Genomic DNA, 23339 nt, shown 5'->3' with positions numbered 1-23339 from the left:
CCTTTATGAATGACGCTTTCTCAGACAAATGAGCCGGGTAGGTTCCCACCCGAGATTTTTATAGAAGTTAAGTGCCGGAATATTTTCGCTGTCTGCAAGCAGTTGCAAACGTGATGCGTTGTTGTCTTTCGCATATGTTCCGATACTGTCCATTAGCATTCTACCTATGCCGCGCCCCTGCCAGTCTTTGTGTACAACCACATCTTCCACCAGTACTGATAATCCGCCTTCAGCAGTGGAAATCATAAATTGTCCAGAGCACATGCCGACCACAATATTTCCAGCCTCAGCGACCAGAATACATCCCCGATTGGTTTCAAGCAGCATTGCAAGTCCGCGCAGTTGTCTTTTTCTGTCTGCGCAAAAGTCTGCTTCAATGGAAAAGAGCATTTCCAGCAGGTCAGCGAGACTGCTTAGATCTTCGCGAATTGCGGTTCGTATTTTAATTGTGCCCGGCATGAGTCTTCTCTGGATTAACTAAGTAAATATTTTTCGCAGGGTTCGCCGTCTTCAAGGCTGTCGAGAATCTCATCAATTGCGCCTTCGGATTCAACTCCTTTGAACCACCAGTTTTCAGGCTGAACAACCATGATCGGGCCTGATTCACACTGTTTAAGGCAGGTGGTAGCAACGACTATTGCATCAAGACCGCGATCCAGCAGCTCTTCTTCGATATATTGGAGAAAGCCTTCAGTTGATTTGTGACAGATTCCTTTGGGGCTTCCTGATGTGCGAAAACTCTGACAGCATATTATCATTCTTTCCGGTGTAGCCATTTTTAAACTCCTTTTGGTGTTGATTCTCGATTTTTGTTATCGATTATTTCTTGCACTTTTTTTTCTTGCCACCACCGTAGAGTGAATCAACGGTGCCTTCGATTTCGCCGTCTGTAACTGCGACATATAAGCCGTGTCGGCTCAAAATTTGTTTTGGACTGTCTCCGGCACTGGCAGCAAGGATGATAAAACAGTCGCTGAGAGTTCCTGCCAGTTCTTCCCATCTTGCTGTGCCGCCACCGGCTTTCGGGGCTGTGCGTGTTTCAAGCAGGCAGGCTAAGCCGTCATCACGCGGTCCGTAGATTAAAATCTTTTCTGCGTGTCCAAGGTGCATGTCCACTTCCATACCGTTGGAACTTACAGCCGCAACATTCGGTCTTGATTTTGTCGGTTTCGGAAGAAGTGAAGTTGTTTCAGTCTTTACTGCTGCGCCGCACTCTTCCCATTCCGGCATAAGTTCCATGTGTCTTGCCGCCAGATCACGGGCTGCTGCCATTGTGATGCTGTCAGTTTTTTTAAGCAGAATTTCCTGTTCGTCATCTTTAGGTATGAAAGGAATAATTGCCATAATGTCTGCGCCGAGAGCTTTCATTGTTTCAGCAATTTCACCTACATGGTCAGCATTTGAAGGGTATACTGTCGTGTTGATTTTTACAGTGATACCTGCGGCTTTAAGAGCTTTGACCGCTGCGGACTGTTCGCTGAGCAGGATTGAAGAAGCATCTTCCAAAGGAACATTTTTCTTGGAAGGTCTGATCCAGGCGTAAAGTTCTTCAATTACTGATCTGGATACGGCATCCACTAAGAGCGTAACGTGGGATACACCAATTTTTGCAAGTGTCTCTGCATGATTAGCGGCTCCGATTCCAAGAGTGGTTACGCAAAGAGACATACTTGGATACTTTGCTTTGACCAGTTCCAAGGTGCGGAAAGTCAGGTCCGGCAGAACTAATGGATCGCCGGGGCCGGTGATTCCGACAACATCAATTTTGCGTCCTTCGGCGATGACGTCATCCAGCCATGCTAAAGCCGCTTCAGGCTGAATAGCTTCCTGCATGATCTGCATAGAACTGTATTTGATGCGTGAATTTGCCCTTGGAGCTACAGGCAGATGTATCCGGTCTACTGTCTTGCGGGCAGCTGACCCGAAGCAGGGGTGCGATGAATATGTTGAACTTGACTCTGTCATGGCTGTTTTCAGTTCCTGCTTTAAAAGTTCTTTTGCGGTGGAGCCTAATAAAATTTTTTTAAGGGCCCGGGGGAACTTTTTAAAAAAGTTCTCCCGGACGCCGGAGGTCTTGTTTTTTTAAAGAACTAATTCGAAGCTTTCTTCAGGTTCGTCACGATCTTTACGATCCAGAAGCAGGCCGAGAATCTTTTCAAGAAGGCGAAGTCCGCCTTTGTAACCGACTGTCGGGAAGTACTGATGTCCCTGACGGTCGAGGATCGGGAATCCCCAGCGAAGGAATGGAATGTCTTCGTCACGGGCAATATACTTTCCGTATGTGTTGCCGATGAGCAGATCGACAGGCTCATTTCTGATCCACTGGTGAAGCAGGAACATGTCGCCTTTGGCTTTAACGTTAACTTCACAAGGCATGTCGGCAGTGATTTCTTTGATGCGTCTTTCAAACTCTTTACCCGGTGTTCCTGTGATGACATGCACTGGCTGCATATCAAGGGCACGAAGGAATTCACACATGGAAATGAGCTGATCAGGGTCACCGAAGATAGCTACTTTCTTGCCGTAGAAGTACTGGTGCATGTCAGAGATCATATCAACGAGCTGACCGCGTTCAACGTCAATTGCTTCAGGGACGGTTACGCCTGCTACTGTGCGAAGAACATCAATGAAACGGTCTGTTGCGTTAAGTCCGAAAGGCATGTCCAGAACGGTGCAAGGGACTTTACACTTGGAATCAAGCCAGCGGGCGGCATCTGCGGAACACCATTCGCCTAAAGCGAGTGTTCCCATGGCTCCGCCTGTGTTCATCAATTCCTTCATTGTTACTCCGCCGTCGGGGAACATTTTGTATTCTCCGGTCAGAGGAGCGTTGAGAACTCCGGAAGTGTCAGGGAAGAGGGTGATATCAACGCCGACAACAGATGCGAGGCGTTTGATTTCTTCCATGTCTGAAGGTTCAACCCATCCGGGAATGACGTTCACTTTACCGTTCTTTTTGGTGCCGGGTGTTGCAAGCTGGGCCATTGCTTTGACCATGTTGCTGAATCCCGTAACATGAGAACCGACGTAACTTGGAGTAGGTGCTCCGATGACAAATTTGCCTTCGGGAATTTTGCCTTCTTTCTGAGCTTTGTCGGCGATCTGCTTAAGGTCGTCACCGATTGTTTCAGATAAGCAGGTTGTGTGCACAGCAATTACTTCCGGTTCGTAAACAGTGAAGATGTTATCAATTGCCTGAAGCAGGTTTGCCTGTCCGCCGAATACTGATGCACCTTCGGTGAAGGAGCTTGTTGCAGCAGAAATAGGCTCTTTATAATGTCTTGTTAAAGCTGATCTGTGGTAAGCGCAGCAACCCTGTGAACCGTGACTGTGAGGTAGACATCCGTGGATGCCCAGAGCCGCATACATGGCGCCGATAGGCTGGCATGTTTTAGCCGGATTGATCATCAGGGCCTTACGTTCAGTAATTTCTGTGGGGGTGTGTCTGAGTAACATATTAATTCTCTCTTCTGGTTATTCCCACACGAACGTAGCGGTGAGTTCGGGGTTCTTCTGCCAAGGAGCTTTCATGTAGCTCCAGACCTTGCTGCCGACGAGGCGGTCGATTTCTTTGTAGAAGTTAACCGCTCCCTTGAATCCTGCATAAGGTCCGCCGGAGTCATAGCTGTGCAACTGCTTCATAGGCACGCCCAGTTTCTGTATTGAGAATTTCTCTTTAATACCGGCGCAGAAAACATCAGGTTTAAGTATTTCAACAAGTTTTTCGGCTTCATACTGGTTAAGGTCATCAACAATGATGGAACCGTTATCCATGTCTTTATTAAGACCTTCGTAATGCTTGAACTTGAATCCTGCTTCTTCAAGGGCTTTAACTTCGTCAGGAGTTTTACGCGCTTTAAAGAGTTTTTCATCAGCTTCAACAGTTAATTCTTCAATGTTACGTGAATCAGAGTCTACTTTCAGGCTTGGTATTACTTCACGTCCTTCGTAGTCATCACGATGAGCGAATTCATATCCGGCAGAGATGGTTTTCATACCCATTTCAGCGAACAGATCCTGATAGTGATGTGCACGTGAACCACCTACGAAGATCATAGCAGTCTTGCCGTTGGTACGGGTGCGTACTTCTTCTGCTACTGCTTCAACTTCAGGCATTTCTTCAGCGATTACATCATTAATTCTTTTGATGAGTTTAGGGTCGCCGAAGTATTCACCAATTTTGCGCAGAGACTTAGCAGTGCTTCGTGCGCCGATAAAGTTAACTTTGATCCATGGAATGCCGTATTTAGTTTCCAGCATGTCCGCTACGTAGTTAATAGATCTGTGACACATTACGCAGCTTAGGTCGGCATGCTGAGCAGAGGCAAACTGGTCGTATGTTGAGTTACCGGAGAAGGTTGAGATGTTTGTGATGCCGCATTTTTTGAAAATACGGTCAATCTCAAAACCATCACCGCCGATGTTGTATTCACCGAGAAGGTTGATTTTATATTCACCTTCAGGAGATTTTTTATTTTCACCTACAAGGTGAGTGAAGACCTGGTTGTTAGCAATATGGTGACCGGCTGACTGAGAAACACCTTTGTATCCTTCGCAGGAGAAAGCAAAAATGTTACAATCTTCATACTGGGCAGACAGCTTTCTTGCTACAGCGTGAATGTCATCACCGATCAGGCCGACAGGACATGTTGCGAAAATACAGATACCTTTAGGGTGGAACAGTTCGTAAGCTTCAATAATCGCTGCTTCGAGCTTCTTTTCCCCGCCGAAGATAATATCCTGATCCTGCATATCTGTTGAAAAACAGTATGGAATATAGTTTTCGCCGTCTTTTCCAGCATCAGTCTGGTTACGTCTGGTAAGCCATGCGTAAAAGCTGCAACCGATAGGACCGTGGACGATATTTACGATGTCACGGGTCGGTCCCATGATAACGCCCTTACAACCTGCGTAAGTACAGCCGCGCATTGTGATGATGCCTGGAATGGTACGAACGTTGGCTACGATTTCAGGGGATGTATCAGCGCCGACCGCTTCATTAATCATTATCTGTTTGGCGCGTTTGCGGGCCACTTTAGGAGGATACTTCTTGAGAAGCTCGTCCTTAATATCAGTGGGGCTCCACTGCACCATTTTTGTCGTTTTTGTCATCTTGCAATCTCCTTGGAACTAAACGATAGCTTTTTTGCCTTTTTCAGCGGTTCTGACGCGTACTGCATCTCCGAGAGGAGTTACAAAGATTTTGCCGTCACCGGGTTTTCCGGTCTGGTTAGCTTTGATGATAGCTTCAACAATGTCATCGACGAGGTCATCTGGAACGACAACTGTTAATATGCGTTTAGGGTAAAGCTTACCTTTTTCACCGAGAACAGCTGCGGCTTCTTCGTATCCGCTTTCTGCTCCTTCAAGGACCGCTGAGTTAACGAATCCTTTTCCCCGGCCTTGAGCTTCGTGAGCGAAGTAGGCATCTACGCCTGCTTCATCAAGTGCTGCTTTGGTGCGGTTCATCATGTTCATCCGCACAATGGCGATGATTTCCTGCATTATGCCTCTCCCTCTGCAGCGCCTTCCTTTACGCCGGAACTGATAGTGTAGACATCGCCAACTTCTGAAACGAAAATCTTACCGTCTCCGAAAGCTCCCTTGGTTCCTGATCTTGCAGCGTCCATGATGGTGCTGATGACGAAATCTTTATCTTCAGCCTTAACAACGCTCATGAGCATGGTTTTAGGAATTTCGTCGTAGGTAACTTCGCCGATTTTGATACCGCGTTGTTTACCGCGACCTGCTACTGAATATTTTGTTACAGCCGGAAATCCGTTGTCCATGAGTGCTGCCAGAACTGCGTCTGCTTTTTCCGGTCTAACTATTGCTCTTACCATGATCATCATTTGGCTCTCCTATGGTGCGATTTGAATATAATGTTTTTTAAAAGGGGTAAGTGTTAAGCTACTTCCAGCAGACCGAAGTCGAGCAGGAGCTGTTCAAGTTCTTCAATTTCAAGAGGTTTAGGTACAACAAACATTGTGTTGTCATCGATAGCTTTAGCAAGACCGCGGTATGCATCAGCCTGAGGAACTTTATCATTCCATTCGATAACAGTTTTACGGTTGATTTCTGCACGCTGTACGTCGTTGTCACGAGGAACAAAGTAGATCATCTGTGTGCCGATCTTTTTAGCAAGTTCTTCGATCATCTCTTTTTCGTTATCAACGTTACGTGAGTTACAGATAAGACCGCCGAGACGGACGCTACCGGACTGAGCATACTTCATAATACCTTTACAGATGTTGTTGGCTGCATACATTGCCATCATTTCACCTGAACATACGATGTAGATTTCTTCTGCTTTACCGTCACGGATAGGCATTGCGAATCCACCGCAGACAACGTCGCCGAGAACGTCATAGAATGCGTAGTCGAGTCCTTCAGACTCTTCGTAAGCACCGAGATTTTCGAGCATGTTGATGGAAGTGATGATACCGCGACCGGCGCAACCTACTCCTGGTTCAGGACCACCGGATTCAACACACCAAGTGTCGCCGTAACCGGGCTTGCGGATATCCTCGAGTTCTACGTCTTCGCCTTCTTCACGAAGAGTATCGAGAACTGATTTCTGAGCTAGACCACCAAGAAGAAGACGGGTGGAGTCAGCTTTAGGGTCACAGCCTACAACCATTATTTTACGTCCCATCTGTGCCAAACCGGCAACAGTGTTCTGAGTAGTTGTAGACTTGCCGATACCGCCTTTTCCGTAAATTGCGACTTTTCTCATCTTTTTCATGATACTCCTCCAAGGGTTTATATTTTAAAATTTACGTTGATGCTGATTCACATAAGGCAATTGGCGTGCCAAATTAGGTTTTGCAAGTTAACTATCTAATATAACGGTATTAATTCATTCAACGGGGCCTAGAAAGAATCTACATAAAACGTGGGTAGCGACATAAACTACATACGTTAGTGTAGTTTCCTACAAAAATGTATGTAGATTGAAGTAGGATGTGTTTTTAAAATAAGCGTATTATTACAAGATAATATACGAATGGCGCCCATTGGCATTGATTGTGCTTAGTAATGATTATCTACTAACGACAAGGAGCCATGACATGTTGATAGATACAACACTCAGAGAAGGCGCACAGTTGTTCGGCGCATATTTTAATATTGATACTCGTAAACGCATTGTCGCAGGGCTTGTAGCTCTTGGAATAGATGAAGTAGAACTGGGCTGGGTAGGGCAGGAAGATTTGCAGGAACTTGCAGAATATGGACGCTCATTAAACGGTAATACAAAATTCAGTGTCTGGAGTCCCTGCCGCGAAGAAGATGTTATTACAGTTTCAAAGCTTCCTGTTGACCGCATTAATATAGGTGTTCCGGTTTCAGACCTTCATATAGAGAAGAGGCTTGGCCTTGATCGGGCAGGATTACTCAAAAAACTAACTAAAACGGTTGAGACGGCTAAGAACCACGGTCTTAGATATGTTTCTATCGGACTGGAAGACCTTTCAAGAGCTGATGAAGCTTTTGCTCTGACCGTGGCGTTACTTGCAAAAGTGTCGGGAGCTTCGCGCATTCGTCTTGCGGATTCACTCGGGCAACTTACTCCGAAAGCTACTGAAAATCTGGTGCAGTTGTTCAGCAGTCAGATCAATATTGATTTTGCCGTCCACTGCCATGACGATTTCGGTATGGCGACCGCAAATGCGGTAACTGCCCTTGGGGCCGGTGCAAAATATGTGGATGTAAGCGTGCTGGGAATAGGTGAGCGGTCCGGCATCTCCGCCACGGAAGAGTTGATTGCATATCTTTCGCTTAATAATGAGAACCATCCATATTCTACAGAAGGGCTTGTGGATCTTTGCAGCTTTGTTTCCAGCGCGGCCGGAGTGACTATCGCGCGGACTAAAGCGGTAGTTGGAACTGATATTTTCGCCTGTGAATCCGGTTTGCACGCACATGCATTAAGTAAATCACCTGAACTCTTTGAACCATATAATCCTGAGCTTGTAGGGAAAACCCGTAAGCTCGCAGTCGGCGGTAAGAGCGGTAAGTCAGCAGTCGCTTCGGCATTAAGCGACGGTGAAATTGCGCCGCTTGTAAAAGATTTTTCTGAGCGTAATCTTTCCGCTCTTACGCAGGCTGTGCGAAAACTTTCATGTGAATTAATGCGTCCGCTCACCAAAGGAGAGCTCGTTGAGTTGACCTTGAATTCTGAAAAATAGAAATAAGCATGAGTGAAAATAGCATGTAAACATTTAAATGTAATATCTCATATAGTGTATTTTAACTAATTCAGCATAATTTTTAGTTGTTAGAAGGGAGATTGGACATGGATTTATGCAAAACAAGATTAGGTGATGTTCCTGTTGCAGGGCCTATAGAAATGTACGCGAATGGATCTGTCCATATTTGTTCACCTTCCGGAGCATGTGTTCTTGAAACACCTGTAGGTAAACTTGTGCCTCAGTATTCGACCGATGATCTCAGACGAAAAACTGTTCAAGCCTTATCTTTTTATGAGTCAGGACTTCCCAAATCTGTGCCTTTGGAAGAAAAGACCTTAGTTAAAACTCCGATAGGTGATATTGTTGTAGAGTTGGTTACTTTTCATCCAGGTGGCGGAATCAGCAGAGTTTTTCCTTTAAACGGCAAGCTTTCCGGTTATTGGAGTCAGGAAGATGAAGCCGGTTTAGCTGATCCGATTGAGTTAATGACTCCAATCGGTTTGATCCGCACTAAAATTATCGGGATGAGTTTTTATGAAAATGAAGCCTTGCGCAGTGTTACCTTGTGGCCGGGCGAGATTGTTGAAGTTCCTACCCCTGTCGGAATAGTTAAATCGCGGGTAGGGTTCAGTTTTTCTCCGGAGGGTAGATTAGAGTCTGTTGAGCCGGGTGTTCCTTCATCCATAAAAACTTTTGCAGGAGAAATTCTTGCATATGATTCTGATGCAGTAGGAATTCATGCAGATCATAATTCACTTGTCTTCGGAGAAGACGGATCGGTCACTCATATTGCAACTACTTTAACCAGCATAATAGCAACGGATAAGGACGGCAAAAAAAGTGTATTCACTCCGCTGCACCGCGAAAGCATTTGCGGTGAAGGTGAAACAGAAGTCGTTCCCATGCATATTGATTTTACTGATGAGTATGTGAAAATAACTCAGAATCCGGATTTGCCGGGTGTCAGTGTTCCTGTTGCTGGGCATAGCTTTATGAGTAGGCCATGTTTGCCTGGTTTGGCCAGCCCTCTCGGTATTATCCCTTGCTCTGTATAATATCTTTACAGGTTTAGATAGATTACATTGATAAAAAAATAAATGTAATCAGTATGTTGTCGTATGTGGCATGGTAGCTGATTTCCTTGAATTGTTTGGAATATAGTTTGCATTAAGTTTTGTTAATAGAAAAAACGGCATATATTGCCGCTATTAATGCAGACATATTTTGAACAAGGATGGGAAATTATGAGTGTTTCAAGTATCGGCAGTTATATGAATTCAGAAGGTTCTTCTGATATGATAGCCCAGATGCAGGAGGCTCGCAAAGAGGGGGGCAACGAAGAGTTCGTAAGCTCCATGATTCAAGAGAATGATGGAGACGGTGACGGCTTCCTCAGTGCCAAAGAGACCGGGCTTAACGGTAGTTTATTCAAATCCATTGATACAAATGGAGACGGACTTGCTTCGGCAGAGGAGCTGTCTAAGGGAATAGAAAAACTGCAACAGCAAAAGGGCATGATGGGCGATCTTGCAGTGCGTATGCAAGATGAAAGTGGCAGCCCGCAAGTTAATGTCAGTGCAAAAAAATCCTCTTCTGATAAATCAGGTTCTCAGGATGATGAAACAAGCTATGATGTTTATGATCTGAATAAAGATGGCATTGTTACCGGAAATGAATTTTTGCAGGCTTTTGAGGCCGGTGATCAGAGCCTTGCGGAAGTAGTCGGAAAGCCGAAAGAATCAGGCAAAAACAGCGGCAAATCGGCTCTAATGCAAAGGGCAGTCAGTGCATATCAAGCACAGAGTGCAGCCGCAGGGAGAAGTCCCTTAGGCGTAGTTGTATAATTTTGCTGTCTTAAATATATTTTTGTTGTTCGCAACACGCAAAAAAACTCATGCATGCTATATGTATGAGTTTTTTTGCGTTTAAAAGCTGACTAAGTTTTTCGTATGATTTTAAGCCGAATTTTTATCGGTAAAACAGTAATAGCTTATGTAAGTATGTCTTTTCTGCCGACTCTGGTCAGTTCTTTTTATTTTAATCCAACATTTGTGTAATGATTTACATGTTATTAGATGATGCATCTTTTTGAAATTTCAAACAAAAAAAATAGCGTAATATTTACATATAGATACTTAATTTTTCTTAATATTGTTTGGGGCATAACTTGCTGCGGAATACGCAAAGGCAAAAAACGGCACATATTGCCGTTGTTCACAGCAAGGTTTTGAACAAGGAGGAAAAAGCTATGAGTATTTCCGGTGTTGACAGTTCTATGATTTCAGGAGCTAATTCTGATATTATCGCACAGATGCGCGAGGCCCGCAAAGGAAGCAGCGCGGAAGATTTTGTAAGCTCCATGGTTGCTGATAATGATGGAGATGGTGATGGATTGCTCAGTCTTAAAGAATCTGGAATGTCCTCTGATCTGTTTAATACTATCGACGCTGATAGTGACGGTCAGGCTTCGCAAGAAGAGCTGCTCGCAGATCTTGAGAATCAAGGTATGATGGGCGAGCTTAGCGTGTTTATGCAAGGTGGCGCAAACAGTGGGATGAGCCTTACTGAAACTTTAATGAATAACATGGATATTGATGGAGACAGTCTTTTAAGTCAGGAAGAAACCGGACTTAATGATGAATTGTTTTCAGTACTTGATGCAGATAGTGATGGCAGCATTTCAGGTGAAGAGCTTGATGCCGCTATGACTCCGCCTGATGCGACTGAACAGGCTTCCGTTGCTACCGCGGCATCCTCTGCCTCATCAGGATCGGAAGTTTCCGCATCTTCATCAAGCTCTGACGAAGATGAAGATGAAGAAACTTATGATGCTTATGATCTGAATGAAGACGGTGTTGTAACTGCTGACGAACTTTTGCAGGCGTTTAATAATGGTGATGAGAGCCTGGCTGATGTGGTTGGAAAATCTTCTGAGTCAGAAGGGCAGAACGGGCAGTCTCCACTTAGTCGCATGGCTATGAAAGCTTATCAGACTCAGAATGACGGTACTGGCATGAATCCGTTGGGAGTCGTGGCATAGTTCGAAGATAGAAAAGTTTTTGTTGTTTTCGAAATGTGAAAAAACTCATGCATATTATATGTATGAGTTTTTTTGTTTTAAAATAAAAAAGCCACTGAATTATCAGTGGCTTAGTAGGGATTTTTTTTAATCGTGGTCGGGATGAGAGGATTTGAACCTCCGGCCCCTTGAACCCCATTCAAGTGCGCTACCAGGCTGCGCTACATCCCGACTCGAGTTATGAGGATTTATTCCCATTTCTGGTCACTGTCAACTTAAAATGTGATATGCTATTGTAATCTCATAGTTATTGTGGTGAGTTGTGTTTTTTAAACTATATCTGCTTGGGATGAAATGAATAATTTATTCAATCGGTTGAAAAGAGTCTGAATCAGGAATAGCATGTAAGGCAGTACAGGAGGTGTTTTGAAGTACATTGCTGCCATGCTGTCTATTTTTGTGCATGTTTTAATTGTGCTCATACTTTGCAATAATATTTTTCCGATACCGGAAAAGATTGTGAGCATGATTAATATTGAATTAGTCAGTCCGGCAGTTCTTAAGAAAGTTAATCCGGAACCGAAGTTGAAAGAACCTGTTCAGCCTGAAGAAAAGAATCTAAAACCTGTAAAGCAGACAAAATCCACAAAGCACGCAAAGCATCCCGTATCCCGTCGAAATAAGTTTTCGACAAAAGATATTCCCGATAATTCGCAAGTTAAGGCGAAAGCTAAGCCTTCTCATACGTCTGCAAATACCGCTGAATCACTGCAATCTAAAACTTCATTGCCTAAAAACAAGCCGCCTGTTGCCGTATCTTCTGCAATTGAAAGTAATGTCGCTCAAAATAAAAATGCCATTGTGCTGAAACAGGGTAAGCTTGTTACGGTCGGTAATGAAACTATAGTCTTAAAGCGCGGTTCAGAAGGACGCACATTTGATAAGTTGGCGGCGTATTCATTTAATGAAGATGACTTCCGTGGACATTATGAAACTGAAACAGGAAGAAATATTTCTATTATTGATGCTCGGCAGGAGCAGGGGAGGCTTGTTTTACATGATCAGAAAACAGGACTTACCCGTAAGCTAAAAAAGGCCGGCTACGGAGATTTTATCTATACTTACGGTCCATCGTTTGATGAGGATTTTCCTGTCGAAGGATCAGTGGTATTTTTGCCGGGAGATGAACATTTCATAAACCGTTTTATGTGGCTTCCAGCCCACGCCGCAGCGGAATATCCGAATAAAGGGCGTGTAAATGAAGTCAGGGTATCTAAAAAAGTAAAAACGGATAGTTTATTTATTCCGGAATCTGAAGGAGTGTTTCCGGCCATTGTTATTGTAAGGTTCGGTGCAGCAATACCGGATGATCAATTCGATGAGGTTGCACGCCATTTGGCAGGTAAAGGCGTAGTTGTTCAGATCGTGTACCTGCGTAGCAGTCCGGACAACGAAGAACTTAACGCTATAGCTGAAAAATTGCGTCATACAGCAAAGGTTGATTTCGGTCGTGTCGGGATCTGGTTTAGAGGGTATAAACCGCAATCAATTCCCAAAATGCCGAGGTCCTTGCAAATGTTTGATTTTGCGTTGCTGACCATTGATACGCCGGACAGATACTTTTATCCTGAAATGGTCGCAGCCGTTATACCGGAAAATATCCCACTGTTTATCGGGCTTAGAAATGTCAGTCGCAGTTGGGAAGATAAGGTTTCGATAATGCTTTCCGGCATACAGTCTGCCCCCCATCAGCTTGTTATGCTGGATAAAGCCTCTTCGTTTGAGGCGGGGACAGACCTTGAATCTATTGATTCATTGTCCGGGGATTTTGTCAGCAGTATATCCGCGTGGCTTGATTCTCATTAATGCACGCTGAAATTGATTACGGGTGCGGATGCGAGAACTGCTATTTTGTTATTCGGAAAGTGAGATAAGAATGAGGCAGATGCTTAAACTTCTTCTTGGTCAGAGTCTGATTTCAGAGAGTCGGCTTTTTCCTGATCATCCAGAGATTTGACCATGGCAGCAATGTTGTTGCTGATTGAACGAAATTTAAAAAGATCGTTCTTTTCCATTTTCTTGAAAGGGTCGGATTTTTCTCTTGTTCCTGTGTCTTTATTCATAAAAACCTCCATTACGTTTTGGCGTTAGCTACTTTCGTTTTGAGATTTTCCAGCCGGAATCAACAAAGATACTATACACTAAATATAAATTTTGTCTATAGCCCATTGCTGAAAGTTACTGAGTAAGATTACAGTCATGTTACATTAATATTTTACATTTATAAATATGAAGATATTAAAAATAAGTAAAAGCAAAAATTAAAATACACAATGCAGTGATAGTTATTTTTTTCACTAACAATGTTTATACGTTCTTTTAACAGAAATGATTATATGTAATATTTGTCTAGTTGCTTTAAATTACACTGTGTAATAATAAATAATAAATTAAAAATTCTACTAAGTAGTATTTTTAAAGTTTATTATACTGTTTGTTATCGTTTGTATGGTTTTGCGTTTTAGAAAAGTTTTGCACTCCTGAAAAAAAATATGGTAAAGAATAATCAGAAATTAATAGAATGATTCGTGATTGTGAACTTGATGTTTTTTAGTTATTGAATTGGAACGAAATCGCACACACGCTCAACACTGGAGGAAACAAGTGAGTAATCCTAAAGAATTCATTTTATATAGCGGCGGAGCTCCCGGCACTGAGAGTGAATTTGGAGTCAACGCTGAAAAATATGGACTTCAAGAAGTAAGCTTCAGTTTCGATGGGCGGCAAATCGCTCGTCAGCGCGGATTGCGGGTTCTCACCGAAAAAGAACTCGAAAGTAAAGATGTCAGCCTTACATATGTTTCAAAGCTGATGAACAGAACTTTTACCCGCGCGCCGATTTTTCGCAAAGTCCTTCAGAGTATTTGCTGGCAGGTTAACAGCGGACATGAAATTTTTATTGTCGGTAATATTTTAGAAGACGGCACCGTTAAAGGCGGAACAGGATGGGGGGCTGAATTTGCTAAAATATGTAATAAGCCTCTTTATGTATTTTCGCAGGATAAAGAATGCTGGTTTACATGGCAGAAGGAACGCTGGGCCGAGTGTAATGCTCCTGTGATCAGGCATAGACATTTTACCGCAACCGGAACACGCTTTCTTGAAGATTGCGGTAAAAAGGCTATAGAAAAGTTGTTTGCTGATAGCTTTAAATAGATTTTTTCGGGAATAAACTTAAAAAGTCCTGCTTTTCACGAAGCAGGACTTTTTTTATAGATATTTTTTTATACTATTTGATTTTAAAAAACATCATTGCTGCATGGAGTTCCTGCGCCTGACTTGAAAGTTCTTCTGAAGTGGCGGCAACTTCTTCTGAAGCAGATGCATTCTGTTGAATGACTGTATCCAGCTGAACAGAAGATTTCTGGATAAGTTTAATCCCTGAATTCTGTTCTTCACAAGCCAGTGCTATCTCTTTTATCAGCTTGGCTGTTTGTTCAATCTCAGGAACTAATGCATCTAACTCTTCATGTGTTTCTTGCGCGATGGAGAGGGTGCTGGATGATAACTCTCCGATTTCCGTTGCCGCAACCCTGCTTTTCTCAGCCAGTTTTCTAACTTCCGCAGCAACTACAGCAAAACCTTTACCATGTTCTCCTGCGCGGGCAGCTTCAATTGCCGCATTTAGCGCAAGAAGATTTGTCTGGCGGGCGATTTCTTCTATGATGCTTATTTTTTGAGTAATTTCAGTCATAGCTGCAAGGTTCCGTTTAACATCTTGGCTGCCTTTCTCTGTGTTTTTTGCAACGGTGTTTGCAATCAGCTCTGTTTTTCTTGTGTTTTCAGCATTGCTTCGGATGCTGACGCTGATTTCTTCAATTGATGAGCTTAATTCTTCAACCGCAGCAGCCTGATCGTTTGCACCTTGTGACAGATTTTCCGCAGATGCCGCCAGCTCTTCACTTCCGGCAGAAACATTTTCAGTCGCCACCTGAACTTCGTTGACAACATTTTTTAAATTTTCAACCATATTTTCCATTGATGCATATGCACCGCGCGGAGTGTCTGATAATTTTTCAAAATCCAGATACCCGTTGGACATCTGTCCAGCAATGCCGGAAAGTTCTTCCGGTTCAGCGCCGATGGTGGCGGTAATTTTATTAGCGAAGAAAGTTGCTGCCACAGTAACAATAACTCCAAGCAGCAGAGCAACCGCAACGATTAATATGATCATACTGTGAATGGTCTTATTCAGCTTGATTTGTTTATCGTGCAGAGCTCTGTCGATGTCATCGGTGTATATTCCCATGCCGATTATCCAGTTCCACGGCTTAAACAATTTAACATATGACAGTTTGGGGAAATCGCCGCTTTTTCCGGCTTTTGTCCACCAGTATGAGATAGTCCCTTCTCCTTTGCTTTTGCAGATATCAACAATCTCTTTGAATATAAGTTTACCCTTTGCGTCTTTTAAGTCAGCAACGCTTTTGCCATTTAAAGATGGAGTTGCCGGGTTCATAATCATATTCATGTCAGTGTCATTTACCCAGAAATAGTTTCCGTCTCTCAGCCGCATTTCTGCAAGTTGTGCAAGAGCTTTTTCCTTCATTTCGTTAGTAATATCATCAAGCCATGCTCCGGTGCCGATTATCCAGTTCAGCTGCGGAATAAGCTTAACATACGAAATTTTTTGAGTATCCTTCCCCGTATCCTCTTTTTTCCATATATATGAAACAGCCCCTTCGCCGTTTTGGCGGCAGACTTCAACCATTTCTCTAAAAAGATGTTTTCCGGAACTGTCGGTCATGCCGGAAAGATTTTTACCCTCAAGCTCCGGAGAGATTGGATGCATGATGATTTTTGCCTGCATATCATTTATCCAAATATAATTATTGCCGTCGTAACGAATGGCTCTAACTAATTCTTTAATTTCTTTTTCCAGTTCAGTTGCGGAAAGCTTATTGTGATTTGCTAAGTAAAAAGCGGATAACTGACTCGCGATAGAATCAATAGTGTCTTTTAGAGATTTTGCCTGAGTCTTTTTAAGCAGTTCTATGTTTTGCGATTTATCATAATCTGACTGAACTGTCTTTTCAGCCATGTTTACAAGCTCTGTTAATTCATAAATTTTTTGATTATACATTACAGTACGATACTCATTCATTTCATTAAGTGCATATTTATTAATCTGATAAATAAAAATTATGCATAATGTGGCAATTGAAATTATCAGTGCTGTAATTTGAAAAAAAGTAAGCCGCGTTTTCAATTTTAGCATGCGAATTGCCTTGTAATAAAGTATAGTTTTTAAAACAATCTTTCTTACTATTTTTAATACATAAATTAATTTTTCATGTACACATTTTTATAAGTCTTTTGAGTTTCATATCTTTTTTTGAAAAAAATGTATGGTTTCATTGACTAATCGGCTGATCATATTATAAAAGGACTTTGTTAATTCTCAGGGCGGGGTGCAATTCCCCACCGGCGGTGATTCTTTAATCATATTTAAAGAAAGCCCGCGAGCGCTTTTCTCGTTGTGAGAAAGGGTCAGCAGATCTGGTGTGATTCCAGGGCCGACGGTTACAGTCCGGATGGAAGAGGATGCGACAGTATAAAACCCGTCATAACTCACATAGAGTCTATGGCGTGGCTGCTTTCGTCTGTAAAGCAGCTGTCATTCTTACGCCCTGATTCTGGTACCTAATTACGGAGATTTACCATGAATCAGAATCTATTATCTCAATTCGGAAATTCCATTCAAAGAGTAGAAAAGGGACTTTTAGCCTTGAAAGAGGGTAAAGGTGTACTTATCACAGACAATGAAGACCGTGAAAATGAGGGAGATCTTATTTTTTCGGCTGAACATTTGACTGATACCCAAATGGCTATGCTCATCAGGCAGTGCAGCGGTATTGTCTGCCTGTGTCTGACTGAAGACAAACTAAGTCAACTTGATATCCCCATGATGGTTACTGACAATACCTGTCGTAACCAGACCGGCTTTACTGTCACTATTGAAGCTGCTGAAGGGGTTACTACCGGTGTTTCCGCCGCTGACCGTGTTGCTACTGTTAAAGCCGCTATTGCCGATAATGCAAAACCTTCCGACCTGCACAGGCCGGGGCATGTTTTTCCTTTGCGCGCTAAATCAGGCGGAGTTCTTGAAAGGCAGGGACATACCGAAGCAACTGTCGATATGATGACTTTGGCAGGGCTTAAACCTTGCGGAGTTCTTTGCGAAGTTACTAATTACGACGGTTCAATGGCCAGACTTCCGGAAATCGTAGACCTTGGTAAAAAGTTCGGGATTCCTGTTTTGACCGTTGATGACATCATTGAATATCGCTTACAGTTTGAGCAAAAAGCCTGTTAGTATCAGGCTTTCCTTTCTGGAATAGACTTTATATTTGATTCAAAATCGGCACCTGAATCAACACCGACGATTAATATAAAAGCCTGCCGGATTTCCGGCAGGCTTTCTACATACAAAGACTATTCATAAACATTACAGATGCAGCACAGAAATGTTGCAGATTCTGTTTCGCTTATATTCTTCATGCCGTGCGGCTCCATGCTTTCTGCATATACCCAGTCACCGGGGCCGCAAATTTTACTTTCCGCAACTTCATCTGTTTCAGGATCATAGCTGAAACATTCAAAATTTCCTTTTTCTATATATACGGTCTGTAAATAAAAGTGGTTATGTGCCGGAATCTCTCCGCCTGGTTCAACCGTAAAGTGTCTGAGGCCGTATTCAGGCTGTCCATTGGCATCTTTTCCGGATTTAGAGAGCCAGCGGATGGTAACACCTTTTACTTCGTAATCTTTACCTTTGTATGATGCCTTATCAACCTTAACGCCTTCAACGTCTTTTACATTCTTAGCTTTCATTTAAAATCTCCATGATATTGAATGTTAGTTATTTTATTAACTGGAGAAAGCAGTTTAGTTTTTATGGTTGTAAGAATCAAGAACCTAAAAATATTATTGATCAGAATCTTAAATTTTTTGTTGATATCACTTGACAATTTGAGACCAAGTCAATAGACATTTTCTTCGTCCTTGAGACGAATTGTTTTTACAGAGAGGCCAGACGGCGGGTGCGCTGTGAACCCCGTCAGGTCCGAAAGGAAGCAGCGGTAACGGTTTATCCCGGGTGTCTGGTCTCGCTGGAAGAAAGGCGTGTTCGTAACGAACACGCCTTTTTTTATTGTTAAAAGAACACTGCCGGACTACTCTGTCAGAGATAATTATCCGGCGATAAATCTTGCTTTCGATTCAGGATATTTCCAGATGGCGTCCAACATTTGCGGATTTATATGCTTCGCAGGCTCTTTTATTACTTTATTTTTGAAAGGTTCTGTACGATGTTTATCCGCAGAACAAAATTACCAAGTTGAGACTGTTAGAAATTCAAGTCAAAGTTAAATTTATAAGGTTTATTTAATGAAAATAGGAAAGAAAACAGCTTTTATCTTAAAGATACTTTTAATTTGCGGGATATCAGCAGGGCTTGCGTGGTCATTTAATTATTCACGTCCGGTTCCGGCAGATAATAACAGCACAGTGATGCAGCAACCGGAATTAACTGAAATTGACGGTGAGCAGGCTATTAAATATTTTGATTCCGGCAACGCTTTTTTTGTTGACGGGCGCAGCGATTCAGAATTCGCAATGGGCCACATACCCGGAGCGTACAACCTGCCTTACTGGGCGGTTCATGAAGAACTGGACGGTTTGATAACAGGCATTCCCAAGGATAAAACGATAGTTGTATATTGCGACGGAGCGTTGTGCGGCAAAAGTATAATAGTTGCGCGCAAGCTGATTGAAAAAGGATTTGATAACGTTTTTGTTTACACTGACGGGCTTGATGGATGGCTCAGTCTCGGTAGAGATCTGGAGGGCAATTAAATGATGAAATCTTTACCGCGCATAATCTTAGGGCTGATCTTTATTGTAGCATGTGTAGATAAAATTATCGATCCTGTTGCGTTTGGCGATATAATAAAAAATTATCAGATATTACCGGATATCTTAATCGTGCCGGTAGCTCATTTTCTGCCGTGGCTGGAATTTGTGTGCGGCGCACTGCTGGTGTGCGGGGTGCTGACTGAAACAGCATTAGCAATCATCACAGCTCTGTTATTGCTCTTCATAGCGTTCCTTTCCGCCAACCTCTACCGTGGCATAGATGTAGCGTGCGGTTGCTTCTCAACCGATGCAAGCATAACATCTGACATGGTGCGGACAATAGCACGAGATGTAGTGTTTTTAGTGATTGCTGCACTTTCATTCAGGTTTAGAAAAAGTTAAATTTATATTATATTTTTACGTAATCTGATGCTCAAGGTTACAGCTGTTAATTATTATAAAATTAAAAGAGCTTAGCCGCGTAATTAGACTTTAAATATAAGCTTTGAAAGCGTTTTTCCTTGACAGCAAGTGGTGCTGATGTATATCAAACCAATCGCTGAGGGCAATTAGCTCAGTTGGATAGAGTGTCAGCCTCCGGAGCTGAAGGTCGCAGGTTCGAATCTTGCATTGCCCACCAATTATTTCAATAGGTTAGAGTTAAATAGTGAGTTCGTTGTAAGCCTTACTCACCTTTTTACTCACTTTTTTTCAAGCCTTCGCTTTTGCGGAGGCTTTTCTTTTGCTCTTCAGCGGAATAACTTTTCCTGTTCCAAACACTTCATCCAGTGCCACTTTTGCGCCTCTAATTGAATGGATATACCTTGCGGTTGTTTCCGGTGACTTGTGACGCAAGATTGCTTGAATGTCTGCCATAGGAACCATTTTATTATCCAGAATAGAGGCGGTGAGGTGGCGGATAGCGTGAAATCCGAAAGGCTTTACTCCTGCCTGTTTACACATGCGTTCCATCATCTTGTTTACGCTTGAATAGTTCCGTCCAGTTGCCGGATTAACAAATACATATTCAGTAAACGGGAAGTTAACCTTTTGCCGTGCAAGATGTTTTATAAGTTCATCATGCAGAATCTGAGTCATAGGAATCCAGTCATACTCAACGCCTCCATCACGCTTGGCAGTCCATAGACGTATTTTACGGGCTGAGAAGTCGAGGTCTTCTTTTTTCAGATTCAGAATTTCGGATTTTCTACCCGCAGTATGCAGGAAGGTAAGCAAAAGCGTTTTGCGGTGCGGCTCCAGTTGGTAAATACCTGTTGAATGGGTAGAACCATCTGAAACATGATCCGCTGATTCGTAGAGTTTCCAGAAATCGTCTTCTGTAGGGATATAGCGAGGGTTTCGTATTTCCTTATACCTTTCTACTTCCCAAGGGCAGTCACCCTTAGTCAGTCCCGCCTTGCAACCCCATGCCCACATTCTAAGAATATGGCGGCGGTATCTGTTGGCTCTATGTCCACTTTTAAGAGAGGCGATTTGATCAAGGAATTTGCGGACGGTTTCGTGATCCAGATTAACCGCAGGTTCAAGCGGCTTTACTCCGGAAGCGTTAAGAAGCTCCTTAAGCACCATTTTTTTATCCTGAAACCAGCGGGGGCTGATTCCCTTGGCAAGTTGTGCTTCAAGGTGCCTAGTGGTGAGACTGTGTAAGGAGATTGAAAGGGTCGGGGTTGTCGATAATTCGCTTAACCTCTGCCTCATCATACATTCCCAATCTAAGGCTTCCTTTTTGGTCGTAGTTTTCTTTTCTTTCTGCTTTCCATTCGGCAAGGTTATCCTTGCAAACCATTCCTTCTTCTCTGTGGTCTTGTTTTTTCGCTGTATTGGCATCGTCTGTTCCTCTGGTGAGGCAATTGACCATGTTTATTTCAAAGAACACCCATTCTTTTCCCATGCGAACGCCGCCGATAGCGGCAGCATTTCTATAAACCCAGTTTTTGGATTTCGCAAATGCAATTGCTACATCTTCGGTAGAGTAGCGGCGGCCTAAGTGGGATTGAAGGGTGCTTGTTAATGTCATTTGAATTGCTCTTGTTTTTTTATAAAACTTCTTGGAATATACACCGCAAACCGCATTCGGTCATAACGGCGGTTACGTCTTTTGATTTGAATAGTCGCAACCAGCTTCGGTCTATACGGCCATTTACTATTTTAAATCCTATCCAGAAGCCGCGCGAATCAAAGCGGTCAATTTCAACCACTGCCGGATGTTTATACTTGCGTTTAATCTGCACTCGCATTCCGGGTTTCAGCATTGATTGCCTCCTGAATTTCTTGTGCACACAAGGATTGTTCAAACTCCGCTTCATAAAGCTTATTACAGGCTTCGTGGTCATGGGTGAACTTGGTCACAGCTTCCGCACTGGTTAACCATTCGTGCGCTCCGCAGTAAGTACATTTCGCTTCAAAAGTTACCTTGCGGTGAAAGATTACATGTAGAGACATACTGTTATCTCCTTTTTCTTTTTCGAAGCCTGTGAGGGGGCCGGAAAGGGGAGTTCCGGCACACCCAAGTTGTGGGAGGTGTCTATATCCATGTAGCCCTTCACAGACTTCGAAAACTATTTGACTTTCAGTTATTTTGGTTAGAAGTTTCAATAAAAGGAGATAAGCATATGTCTACTAATATTGAACTTTTTAATCAGTATACGGCCAAAATTTTTACAGAACTTTACGAATCTTTCCCTGTTCCCATGTGGCTCGTTGATGTTCGTCTTTCCGGTGGAAAGCTCATAGAAAACGAGCAAGGATTTGAAGAACCTGATTTCGAAACCAAAATAGCTGGGAGTACTATTTTATGGTTAGTTGAAGCAGGATTTATTAATGCTTCTAAAACTGATGCTAGAAGTGCATATAATGCTACCCTTTCCGCTAAGGGGCTTGAGCTTATGAAGCTAGTTCCTTCTTCAATTGATGGGAAAATGTCGGTCGGAGACAACTTGCTTAAAATTTTAAAAGACGGTTCCGCTGATGCGGGAAGAGCTCTTATAAGCAAGGCTCTGACAGATTTTTTCCCTATCATTTATCAAACAATGATTTCTTGATGTTACTAAGGCCGTGATGACCGCAGACCATAATTATTACGAGAAGACATATATTCTCTCTTGTGAAGGAACATGTCACATCTTCATCTTTAAGGACTTTGACCATTTTTAAGGCAATGCTACATGCCCTGTGAGTTGGTGCAGGGTCGAATTCTTCACTCATTTTAAACACTCCTAATTTGCCATTATTAACAATTAACACGCTGATTCAAGGCGTACTTGCTCCGGATGTTTCGCGCGGTGCGTTCGGGCTTGTGGTCGTTGTGTTAGAAATGATGGTGGTGCAAATTGCTCTATATGTCAATATAAAAATAGTGTAAATTGCACTATTGTGTAGGAGTGGTGTTATTTTGTTGTTAAAGCGGTGGTTTATAGATGATGATTTTTGAACAAAAAAAACCCCGTTTTAACGGGGATAATTTTTTTAGAAGTTATATTGATACTGGCGTGGGCATTTGATCCCAAGTTGTCCCTTCGAGTTTTCTGCCAGTTTTCTTTTTGTTTTTTCCGCCCCATTGCTTAAAAAAGAAATGAGTTTTTTGAGCTAAGCATTGGTTTTTAATATCAAGAACCCAAGCTTCTTCCATTGGTCGTGAATTGGGTCCGGATTCTCCACCAACAATAACCCAATCAATGCCATCAAGGTTCAATTCACCTATTGGGCCTAATAGGGGTTCTAATGATAGAAATTTTGTTTTTGCAGGTGTTTCTCGTAGGTTGTCAATTCGATGTTTATATTCAGCAGATTCGACTGTAACTCCCATCCAAATATTGTTGGCCCAAGATAGCTTTGTGGCTAGTTGTTTGAGCCTACCTGATCGTTTAGTAAGTAGTTGGTATGTGTGCCAGTTAGCCATGTGCATTGTGGCGAATATGCTTTTTATGAATTCAAAAGGAGCATTCTCATGAAAAATGTCGCTCATCGAATTTACAAATATCATTTGAGGTTTTTTCCATTCAAAAGGTTTAAGTAAAACATGCTTGTGCATTGTTAGATCAAATCCATTTGAATAGTTGTCACTACCCATTGCTTGCAGCCTTAAAGCCATGCGTTCTGCATAACAGTTTTTGCAGCCTGCACTTATTTTGGAACAGCCCGTCATTGGGTTCCAGCTTGCTTCTGTCCATTCTATTTTAGTTAAAGCCATA

General features: G+C 42.7%; 27 protein-coding genes, 2 tRNA genes, 1 other RNA gene and 1 riboswitch. Of the genes, 12 read left to right on the top strand and 18 right to left on the bottom strand.

Annotated elements, in window-relative coordinates:
* Positions 1–3: 3 nt before the first annotated feature.
* From B9N78_RS04645 to nifH, 8 genes are all read right to left on the bottom strand, one after another.
* Entirely contained in the window at positions 4–459 is a 456-nt protein-coding gene (locus B9N78_RS04645; RefSeq protein ID WP_085099010.1) for a GNAT family N-acetyltransferase, read from the bottom strand.
* Positions 460–473: 14 nt separating this feature from the next.
* Positions 474–776, bottom strand: a complete 303-nt coding sequence (locus B9N78_RS04640; RefSeq protein ID WP_085099007.1) for a (2Fe-2S) ferredoxin domain-containing protein — start codon at positions 774–776, stop codon at positions 474–476.
* 43 nt (positions 777–819) lie between these two features.
* Positions 820–1965 carry a NifB/NifX family molybdenum-iron cluster-binding protein gene (locus tag B9N78_RS04635; protein ID WP_085099004.1) on the bottom strand — a complete coding sequence of 382 codons (1146 nt, stop codon included), beginning with the start codon at positions 1963–1965 and terminating at the stop codon, positions 820–822.
* A gap of 117 nt (positions 1966–2082) precedes the next feature.
* Entirely contained in the window at positions 2083–3456 is a 1374-nt protein-coding gene (nifK, locus tag B9N78_RS04630; RefSeq protein WP_085099001.1) for a nitrogenase molybdenum-iron protein subunit beta, read from the bottom strand.
* Positions 3457–3474: 18 nt separating this feature from the next.
* Positions 3475–5112, bottom strand: a complete 1638-nt coding sequence (nifD, locus tag B9N78_RS04625) for a nitrogenase molybdenum-iron protein alpha chain (RefSeq protein WP_085098998.1) — start codon at positions 5110–5112, stop codon at positions 3475–3477.
* Positions 5113–5130: 18 nt separating this feature from the next.
* Positions 5131–5505: a P-II family nitrogen regulator gene (locus B9N78_RS04620; protein ID WP_085098995.1), complete on the bottom strand. Its 375-nt coding sequence runs from the start codon at positions 5503–5505 to the stop codon at positions 5131–5133.
* Positions 5505–5852 carry a P-II family nitrogen regulator gene (locus B9N78_RS04615; protein ID WP_085098992.1) on the bottom strand — a complete coding sequence of 116 codons (348 nt, stop codon included), beginning with the start codon at positions 5850–5852 and terminating at the stop codon, positions 5505–5507. The genes B9N78_RS04620 and B9N78_RS04615 overlap by 1 nt, the downstream gene beginning before the upstream one ends.
* Before the next feature lie 53 nt (positions 5853–5905).
* Positions 5906–6736, bottom strand: a complete 831-nt coding sequence (gene nifH / locus B9N78_RS04610) for a nitrogenase iron protein (RefSeq protein WP_085099290.1) — start codon at positions 6734–6736, stop codon at positions 5906–5908.
* A 334-nt stretch (positions 6737–7070) separates the two neighbouring features.
* On the opposite strand from nifH, the gene B9N78_RS04605 reads away from it, so the two are divergent.
* The 4 genes from B9N78_RS04605 (at position 7071) to B9N78_RS04590 (ending at position 11232) form a co-directional block, all read left to right on the top strand.
* The gene (locus B9N78_RS04605) at positions 7071–8189 is read left to right on the top strand and encodes a LeuA family protein (protein WP_085098989.1); all 1119 of its coding nucleotides are present in this window, start codon (positions 7071–7073) and stop codon (positions 8187–8189) included.
* Between the two features lie 107 nt (positions 8190–8296).
* Positions 8297–9247, top strand: a complete 951-nt coding sequence (locus B9N78_RS04600; protein WP_137982483.1) for a hypothetical protein — start codon at positions 8297–8299, stop codon at positions 9245–9247.
* A gap of 189 nt (positions 9248–9436) precedes the next feature.
* Complete coding sequence (locus B9N78_RS04595; RefSeq protein ID WP_085098985.1) at positions 9437–10036, top strand: hypothetical protein; 600 nt, start codon at positions 9437–9439, stop codon at positions 10034–10036.
* A 404-nt stretch (positions 10037–10440) separates the two neighbouring features.
* Positions 10441–11232: a hypothetical protein gene (locus tag B9N78_RS04590; protein ID WP_085098982.1), complete on the top strand. Its 792-nt coding sequence runs from the start codon at positions 10441–10443 to the stop codon at positions 11230–11232.
* Between the two features lie 133 nt (positions 11233–11365).
* Here B9N78_RS04590 and B9N78_RS04585 read toward each other — a convergent pair.
* Positions 11366–11442, bottom strand: a tRNA-Pro gene (locus tag B9N78_RS04585).
* Positions 11443–11637: 195 nt separating this feature from the next.
* On the opposite strand from B9N78_RS04585, the gene B9N78_RS04580 reads away from it, so the two are divergent.
* Positions 11638–13077 carry a dienelactone hydrolase family protein gene (locus B9N78_RS04580; protein WP_085098979.1) on the top strand — a complete coding sequence of 480 codons (1440 nt, stop codon included), beginning with the start codon at positions 11638–11640 and terminating at the stop codon, positions 13075–13077.
* An 83-nt stretch (positions 13078–13160) separates the two neighbouring features.
* Here the strand turns inward: B9N78_RS04580 and B9N78_RS18125 are convergent, their stop codons facing one another.
* A complete protein-coding gene (locus tag B9N78_RS18125) occupies positions 13161–13334 on the bottom strand; it encodes a hypothetical protein (protein ID WP_170921373.1) in 174 nt (57 codons plus the stop codon).
* Between the two features lie 541 nt (positions 13335–13875).
* Between B9N78_RS18125 and B9N78_RS04575 the strand changes: the two genes are divergently transcribed.
* The gene (locus tag B9N78_RS04575; RefSeq protein WP_085098976.1) at positions 13876–14427 is read left to right on the top strand and encodes a hypothetical protein; all 552 of its coding nucleotides are present in this window, start codon (positions 13876–13878) and stop codon (positions 14425–14427) included.
* Between the two features lie 73 nt (positions 14428–14500).
* Here B9N78_RS04575 and B9N78_RS04570 read toward each other — a convergent pair whose 3' ends face one another.
* Positions 14501–16489 (bottom strand): methyl-accepting chemotaxis protein, encoded by a 1989-nt coding sequence (locus tag B9N78_RS04570; RefSeq protein ID WP_085098973.1) that lies wholly within the window; start codon positions 16487–16489, stop codon positions 14501–14503.
* A 175-nt stretch (positions 16490–16664) separates the two neighbouring features.
* A riboswitch (FMN riboswitch) is annotated at positions 16665–16821 on the top strand.
* 112 nt (positions 16822–16933) lie between these two features.
* On the opposite strand from B9N78_RS04570, the gene ribB reads away from it, so the two are divergent.
* Complete coding sequence (gene ribB, locus B9N78_RS04565; protein ID WP_085098969.1) at positions 16934–17587, top strand: 3,4-dihydroxy-2-butanone-4-phosphate synthase; 654 nt, start codon at positions 16934–16936, stop codon at positions 17585–17587.
* A 119-nt stretch (positions 17588–17706) separates the two neighbouring features.
* Here the strand turns inward: ribB and B9N78_RS04560 are convergent, their stop codons facing one another.
* On the bottom strand, positions 17707–18105 hold the full coding sequence (locus B9N78_RS04560) for a cupin domain-containing protein (protein ID WP_085098966.1): 399 nt from the start codon (positions 18103–18105) through the stop codon (positions 17707–17709).
* A gap of 189 nt (positions 18106–18294) precedes the next feature.
* On the opposite strand from B9N78_RS04560, the gene ffs reads away from it, so the two are divergent.
* The 4 genes from ffs to B9N78_RS04540 all read left to right on the top strand — a co-directional run bounded on the left by ffs (position 18295) and on the right by B9N78_RS04540 (position 19768).
* Positions 18295–18392: signal recognition particle sRNA small type (gene ffs / locus B9N78_RS04555), an RNA gene on the top strand.
* A 268-nt stretch (positions 18393–18660) separates the two neighbouring features.
* Positions 18661–19128 carry a rhodanese-like domain-containing protein gene (locus tag B9N78_RS04550; RefSeq protein ID WP_085098963.1) on the top strand — a complete coding sequence of 156 codons (468 nt, stop codon included), beginning with the start codon at positions 18661–18663 and terminating at the stop codon, positions 19126–19128.
* A complete protein-coding gene (locus tag B9N78_RS04545) occupies positions 19129–19530 on the top strand; it encodes a MauE/DoxX family redox-associated membrane protein (protein WP_085098960.1) in 402 nt (133 codons plus the stop codon).
* Between the two features lie 161 nt (positions 19531–19691).
* Positions 19692–19768 (top strand) — tRNA-Arg (locus B9N78_RS04540).
* A 71-nt stretch (positions 19769–19839) separates the two neighbouring features.
* Here the strand turns inward: B9N78_RS04540 and B9N78_RS04535 are convergent.
* The 4 genes from B9N78_RS04535 to B9N78_RS04525 are packed head-to-tail and all read right to left on the bottom strand — an operon-like array spanning position 19840 to position 21591.
* Positions 19840–20847 carry a tyrosine-type recombinase/integrase gene (locus B9N78_RS04535; RefSeq protein ID WP_170921372.1) on the bottom strand — a complete coding sequence of 336 codons (1008 nt, stop codon included), beginning with the start codon at positions 20845–20847 and terminating at the stop codon, positions 19840–19842.
* Complete coding sequence (locus B9N78_RS18120) at positions 20777–21166, bottom strand: hypothetical protein (protein WP_170921371.1); 390 nt, start codon at positions 21164–21166, stop codon at positions 20777–20779. The genes B9N78_RS04535 and B9N78_RS18120 overlap by 71 nt, the downstream gene beginning before the upstream one ends.
* A gap of 19 nt (positions 21167–21185) precedes the next feature.
* Positions 21186–21401 carry a hypothetical protein gene (locus tag B9N78_RS04530; RefSeq protein WP_085098954.1) on the bottom strand — a complete coding sequence of 72 codons (216 nt, stop codon included), beginning with the start codon at positions 21399–21401 and terminating at the stop codon, positions 21186–21188.
* A complete protein-coding gene (locus tag B9N78_RS04525) occupies positions 21370–21591 on the bottom strand; it encodes a hypothetical protein (protein WP_085098951.1) in 222 nt (73 codons plus the stop codon). The genes B9N78_RS04530 and B9N78_RS04525 overlap by 32 nt, the downstream gene beginning before the upstream one ends.
* Positions 21592–21761: 170 nt before the next feature.
* On the opposite strand from B9N78_RS04525, the gene B9N78_RS04520 reads away from it, so the two are divergent.
* On the top strand, positions 21762–22190 hold the full coding sequence (locus B9N78_RS04520) for a hypothetical protein (protein WP_085098948.1): 429 nt from the start codon (positions 21762–21764) through the stop codon (positions 22188–22190).
* On the opposite strand, the gene B9N78_RS04515 is transcribed toward B9N78_RS04520, so the two are convergent.
* Complete coding sequence (locus B9N78_RS04515; RefSeq protein WP_085098945.1) at positions 22165–22353, bottom strand: hypothetical protein; 189 nt, start codon at positions 22351–22353, stop codon at positions 22165–22167. The two genes, B9N78_RS04520 and B9N78_RS04515, sit on opposite strands and share 26 nt — an antisense overlap.
* A 268-nt stretch (positions 22354–22621) precedes the next feature.
* Complete coding sequence (locus tag B9N78_RS04510; RefSeq protein WP_085098942.1) at positions 22622–23338, bottom strand: DUF5131 family protein; 717 nt, start codon at positions 23336–23338, stop codon at positions 22622–22624.
* Between the last annotated feature and the right edge of the window lies 1 nt (position 23339).

It is taken from the genome of Desulfovibrio gilichinskyi (assembly GCF_900177375.1).
In the GTDB taxonomy this organism is placed as follows: domain Bacteria; phylum Desulfobacterota; class Desulfovibrionia; order Desulfovibrionales; family Desulfovibrionaceae; genus Maridesulfovibrio; species Maridesulfovibrio gilichinskyi.
Note: the sequence above shows the minus strand (reverse complement) of the source record. Positions and strands in the feature narration are given on the sequence as shown.

Coding starts and splice junctions, on each gene's coding strand:
- B9N78_RS04645 (WP_085099010.1), bottom strand. CDS start 459: ATGCCGGGCACAATTAAAATACGAACCGCAATTCGCGAAGATCTAAGC.
- B9N78_RS04605 (WP_085098989.1), top strand. CDS start 7,071: ATGTTGATAGATACAACACTCAGAGAAGGCGCACAGTTGTTCGGCGCA.
- B9N78_RS04620 (WP_085098995.1), bottom strand. CDS start 5,505: ATGCAGGAAATCATCGCCATTGTGCGGATGAACATGATGAACCGCACC.
- B9N78_RS04510 (WP_085098942.1), bottom strand. CDS start 23,338: ATGGCTTTAACTAAAATAGAATGGACAGAAGCAAGCTGGAACCCAATG.
- B9N78_RS18125 (WP_170921373.1), bottom strand. CDS start 13,334: ATGAATAAAGACACAGGAACAAGAGAAAAATCCGACCCTTTCAAGAAA.
- nifD (WP_085098998.1), bottom strand. CDS start 5,112: ATGACAAAAACGACAAAAATGGTGCAGTGGAGCCCCACTGATATTAAG.
- B9N78_RS04530 (WP_085098954.1), bottom strand. CDS start 21,401: ATGCTGAAACCCGGAATGCGAGTGCAGATTAAACGCAAGTATAAACAT.
- B9N78_RS04640 (WP_085099007.1), bottom strand. CDS start 776: ATGGCTACACCGGAAAGAATGATAATATGCTGTCAGAGTTTTCGCACA.
- ribB (WP_085098969.1), top strand. CDS start 16,934: ATGAATCAGAATCTATTATCTCAATTCGGAAATTCCATTCAAAGAGTA.
- B9N78_RS04535 (WP_170921372.1), bottom strand. CDS start 20,847: ATGAGGCAGAGGTTAAGCGAATTATCGACAACCCCGACCCTTTCAATC.
- B9N78_RS04550 (WP_085098963.1), top strand. CDS start 18,661: ATGAAAATAGGAAAGAAAACAGCTTTTATCTTAAAGATACTTTTAATT.
- B9N78_RS04515 (WP_085098945.1), bottom strand. CDS start 22,353: ATGAGTGAAGAATTCGACCCTGCACCAACTCACAGGGCATGTAGCATT.
- B9N78_RS04590 (WP_085098982.1), top strand. CDS start 10,441: ATGAGTATTTCCGGTGTTGACAGTTCTATGATTTCAGGAGCTAATTCT.
- B9N78_RS04595 (WP_085098985.1), top strand. CDS start 9,437: ATGAGTGTTTCAAGTATCGGCAGTTATATGAATTCAGAAGGTTCTTCT.
- B9N78_RS04560 (WP_085098966.1), bottom strand. CDS start 18,105: ATGAAAGCTAAGAATGTAAAAGACGTTGAAGGCGTTAAGGTTGATAAG.
- B9N78_RS04615 (WP_085098992.1), bottom strand. CDS start 5,852: ATGATGATCATGGTAAGAGCAATAGTTAGACCGGAAAAAGCAGACGCA.
- B9N78_RS04525 (WP_085098951.1), bottom strand. CDS start 21,591: ATGTCTCTACATGTAATCTTTCACCGCAAGGTAACTTTTGAAGCGAAA.
- B9N78_RS04600 (WP_137982483.1), top strand. CDS start 8,297: ATGGATTTATGCAAAACAAGATTAGGTGATGTTCCTGTTGCAGGGCCT.
- B9N78_RS18120 (WP_170921371.1), bottom strand. CDS start 21,166: ATGACATTAACAAGCACCCTTCAATCCCACTTAGGCCGCCGCTACTCT.
- B9N78_RS04545 (WP_085098960.1), top strand. CDS start 19,129: ATGATGAAATCTTTACCGCGCATAATCTTAGGGCTGATCTTTATTGTA.
- B9N78_RS04635 (WP_085099004.1), bottom strand. CDS start 1,965: ATGACAGAGTCAAGTTCAACATATTCATCGCACCCCTGCTTCGGGTCA.
- B9N78_RS04520 (WP_085098948.1), top strand. CDS start 21,762: ATGTCTACTAATATTGAACTTTTTAATCAGTATACGGCCAAAATTTTT.
- B9N78_RS04570 (WP_085098973.1), bottom strand. CDS start 16,489: ATGCTAAAATTGAAAACGCGGCTTACTTTTTTTCAAATTACAGCACTG.
- nifH (WP_085099290.1), bottom strand. CDS start 6,736: ATGAGAAAAGTCGCAATTTACGGAAAAGGCGGTATCGGCAAGTCTACA.
- nifK (WP_085099001.1), bottom strand. CDS start 3,456: ATGTTACTCAGACACACCCCCACAGAAATTACTGAACGTAAGGCCCTG.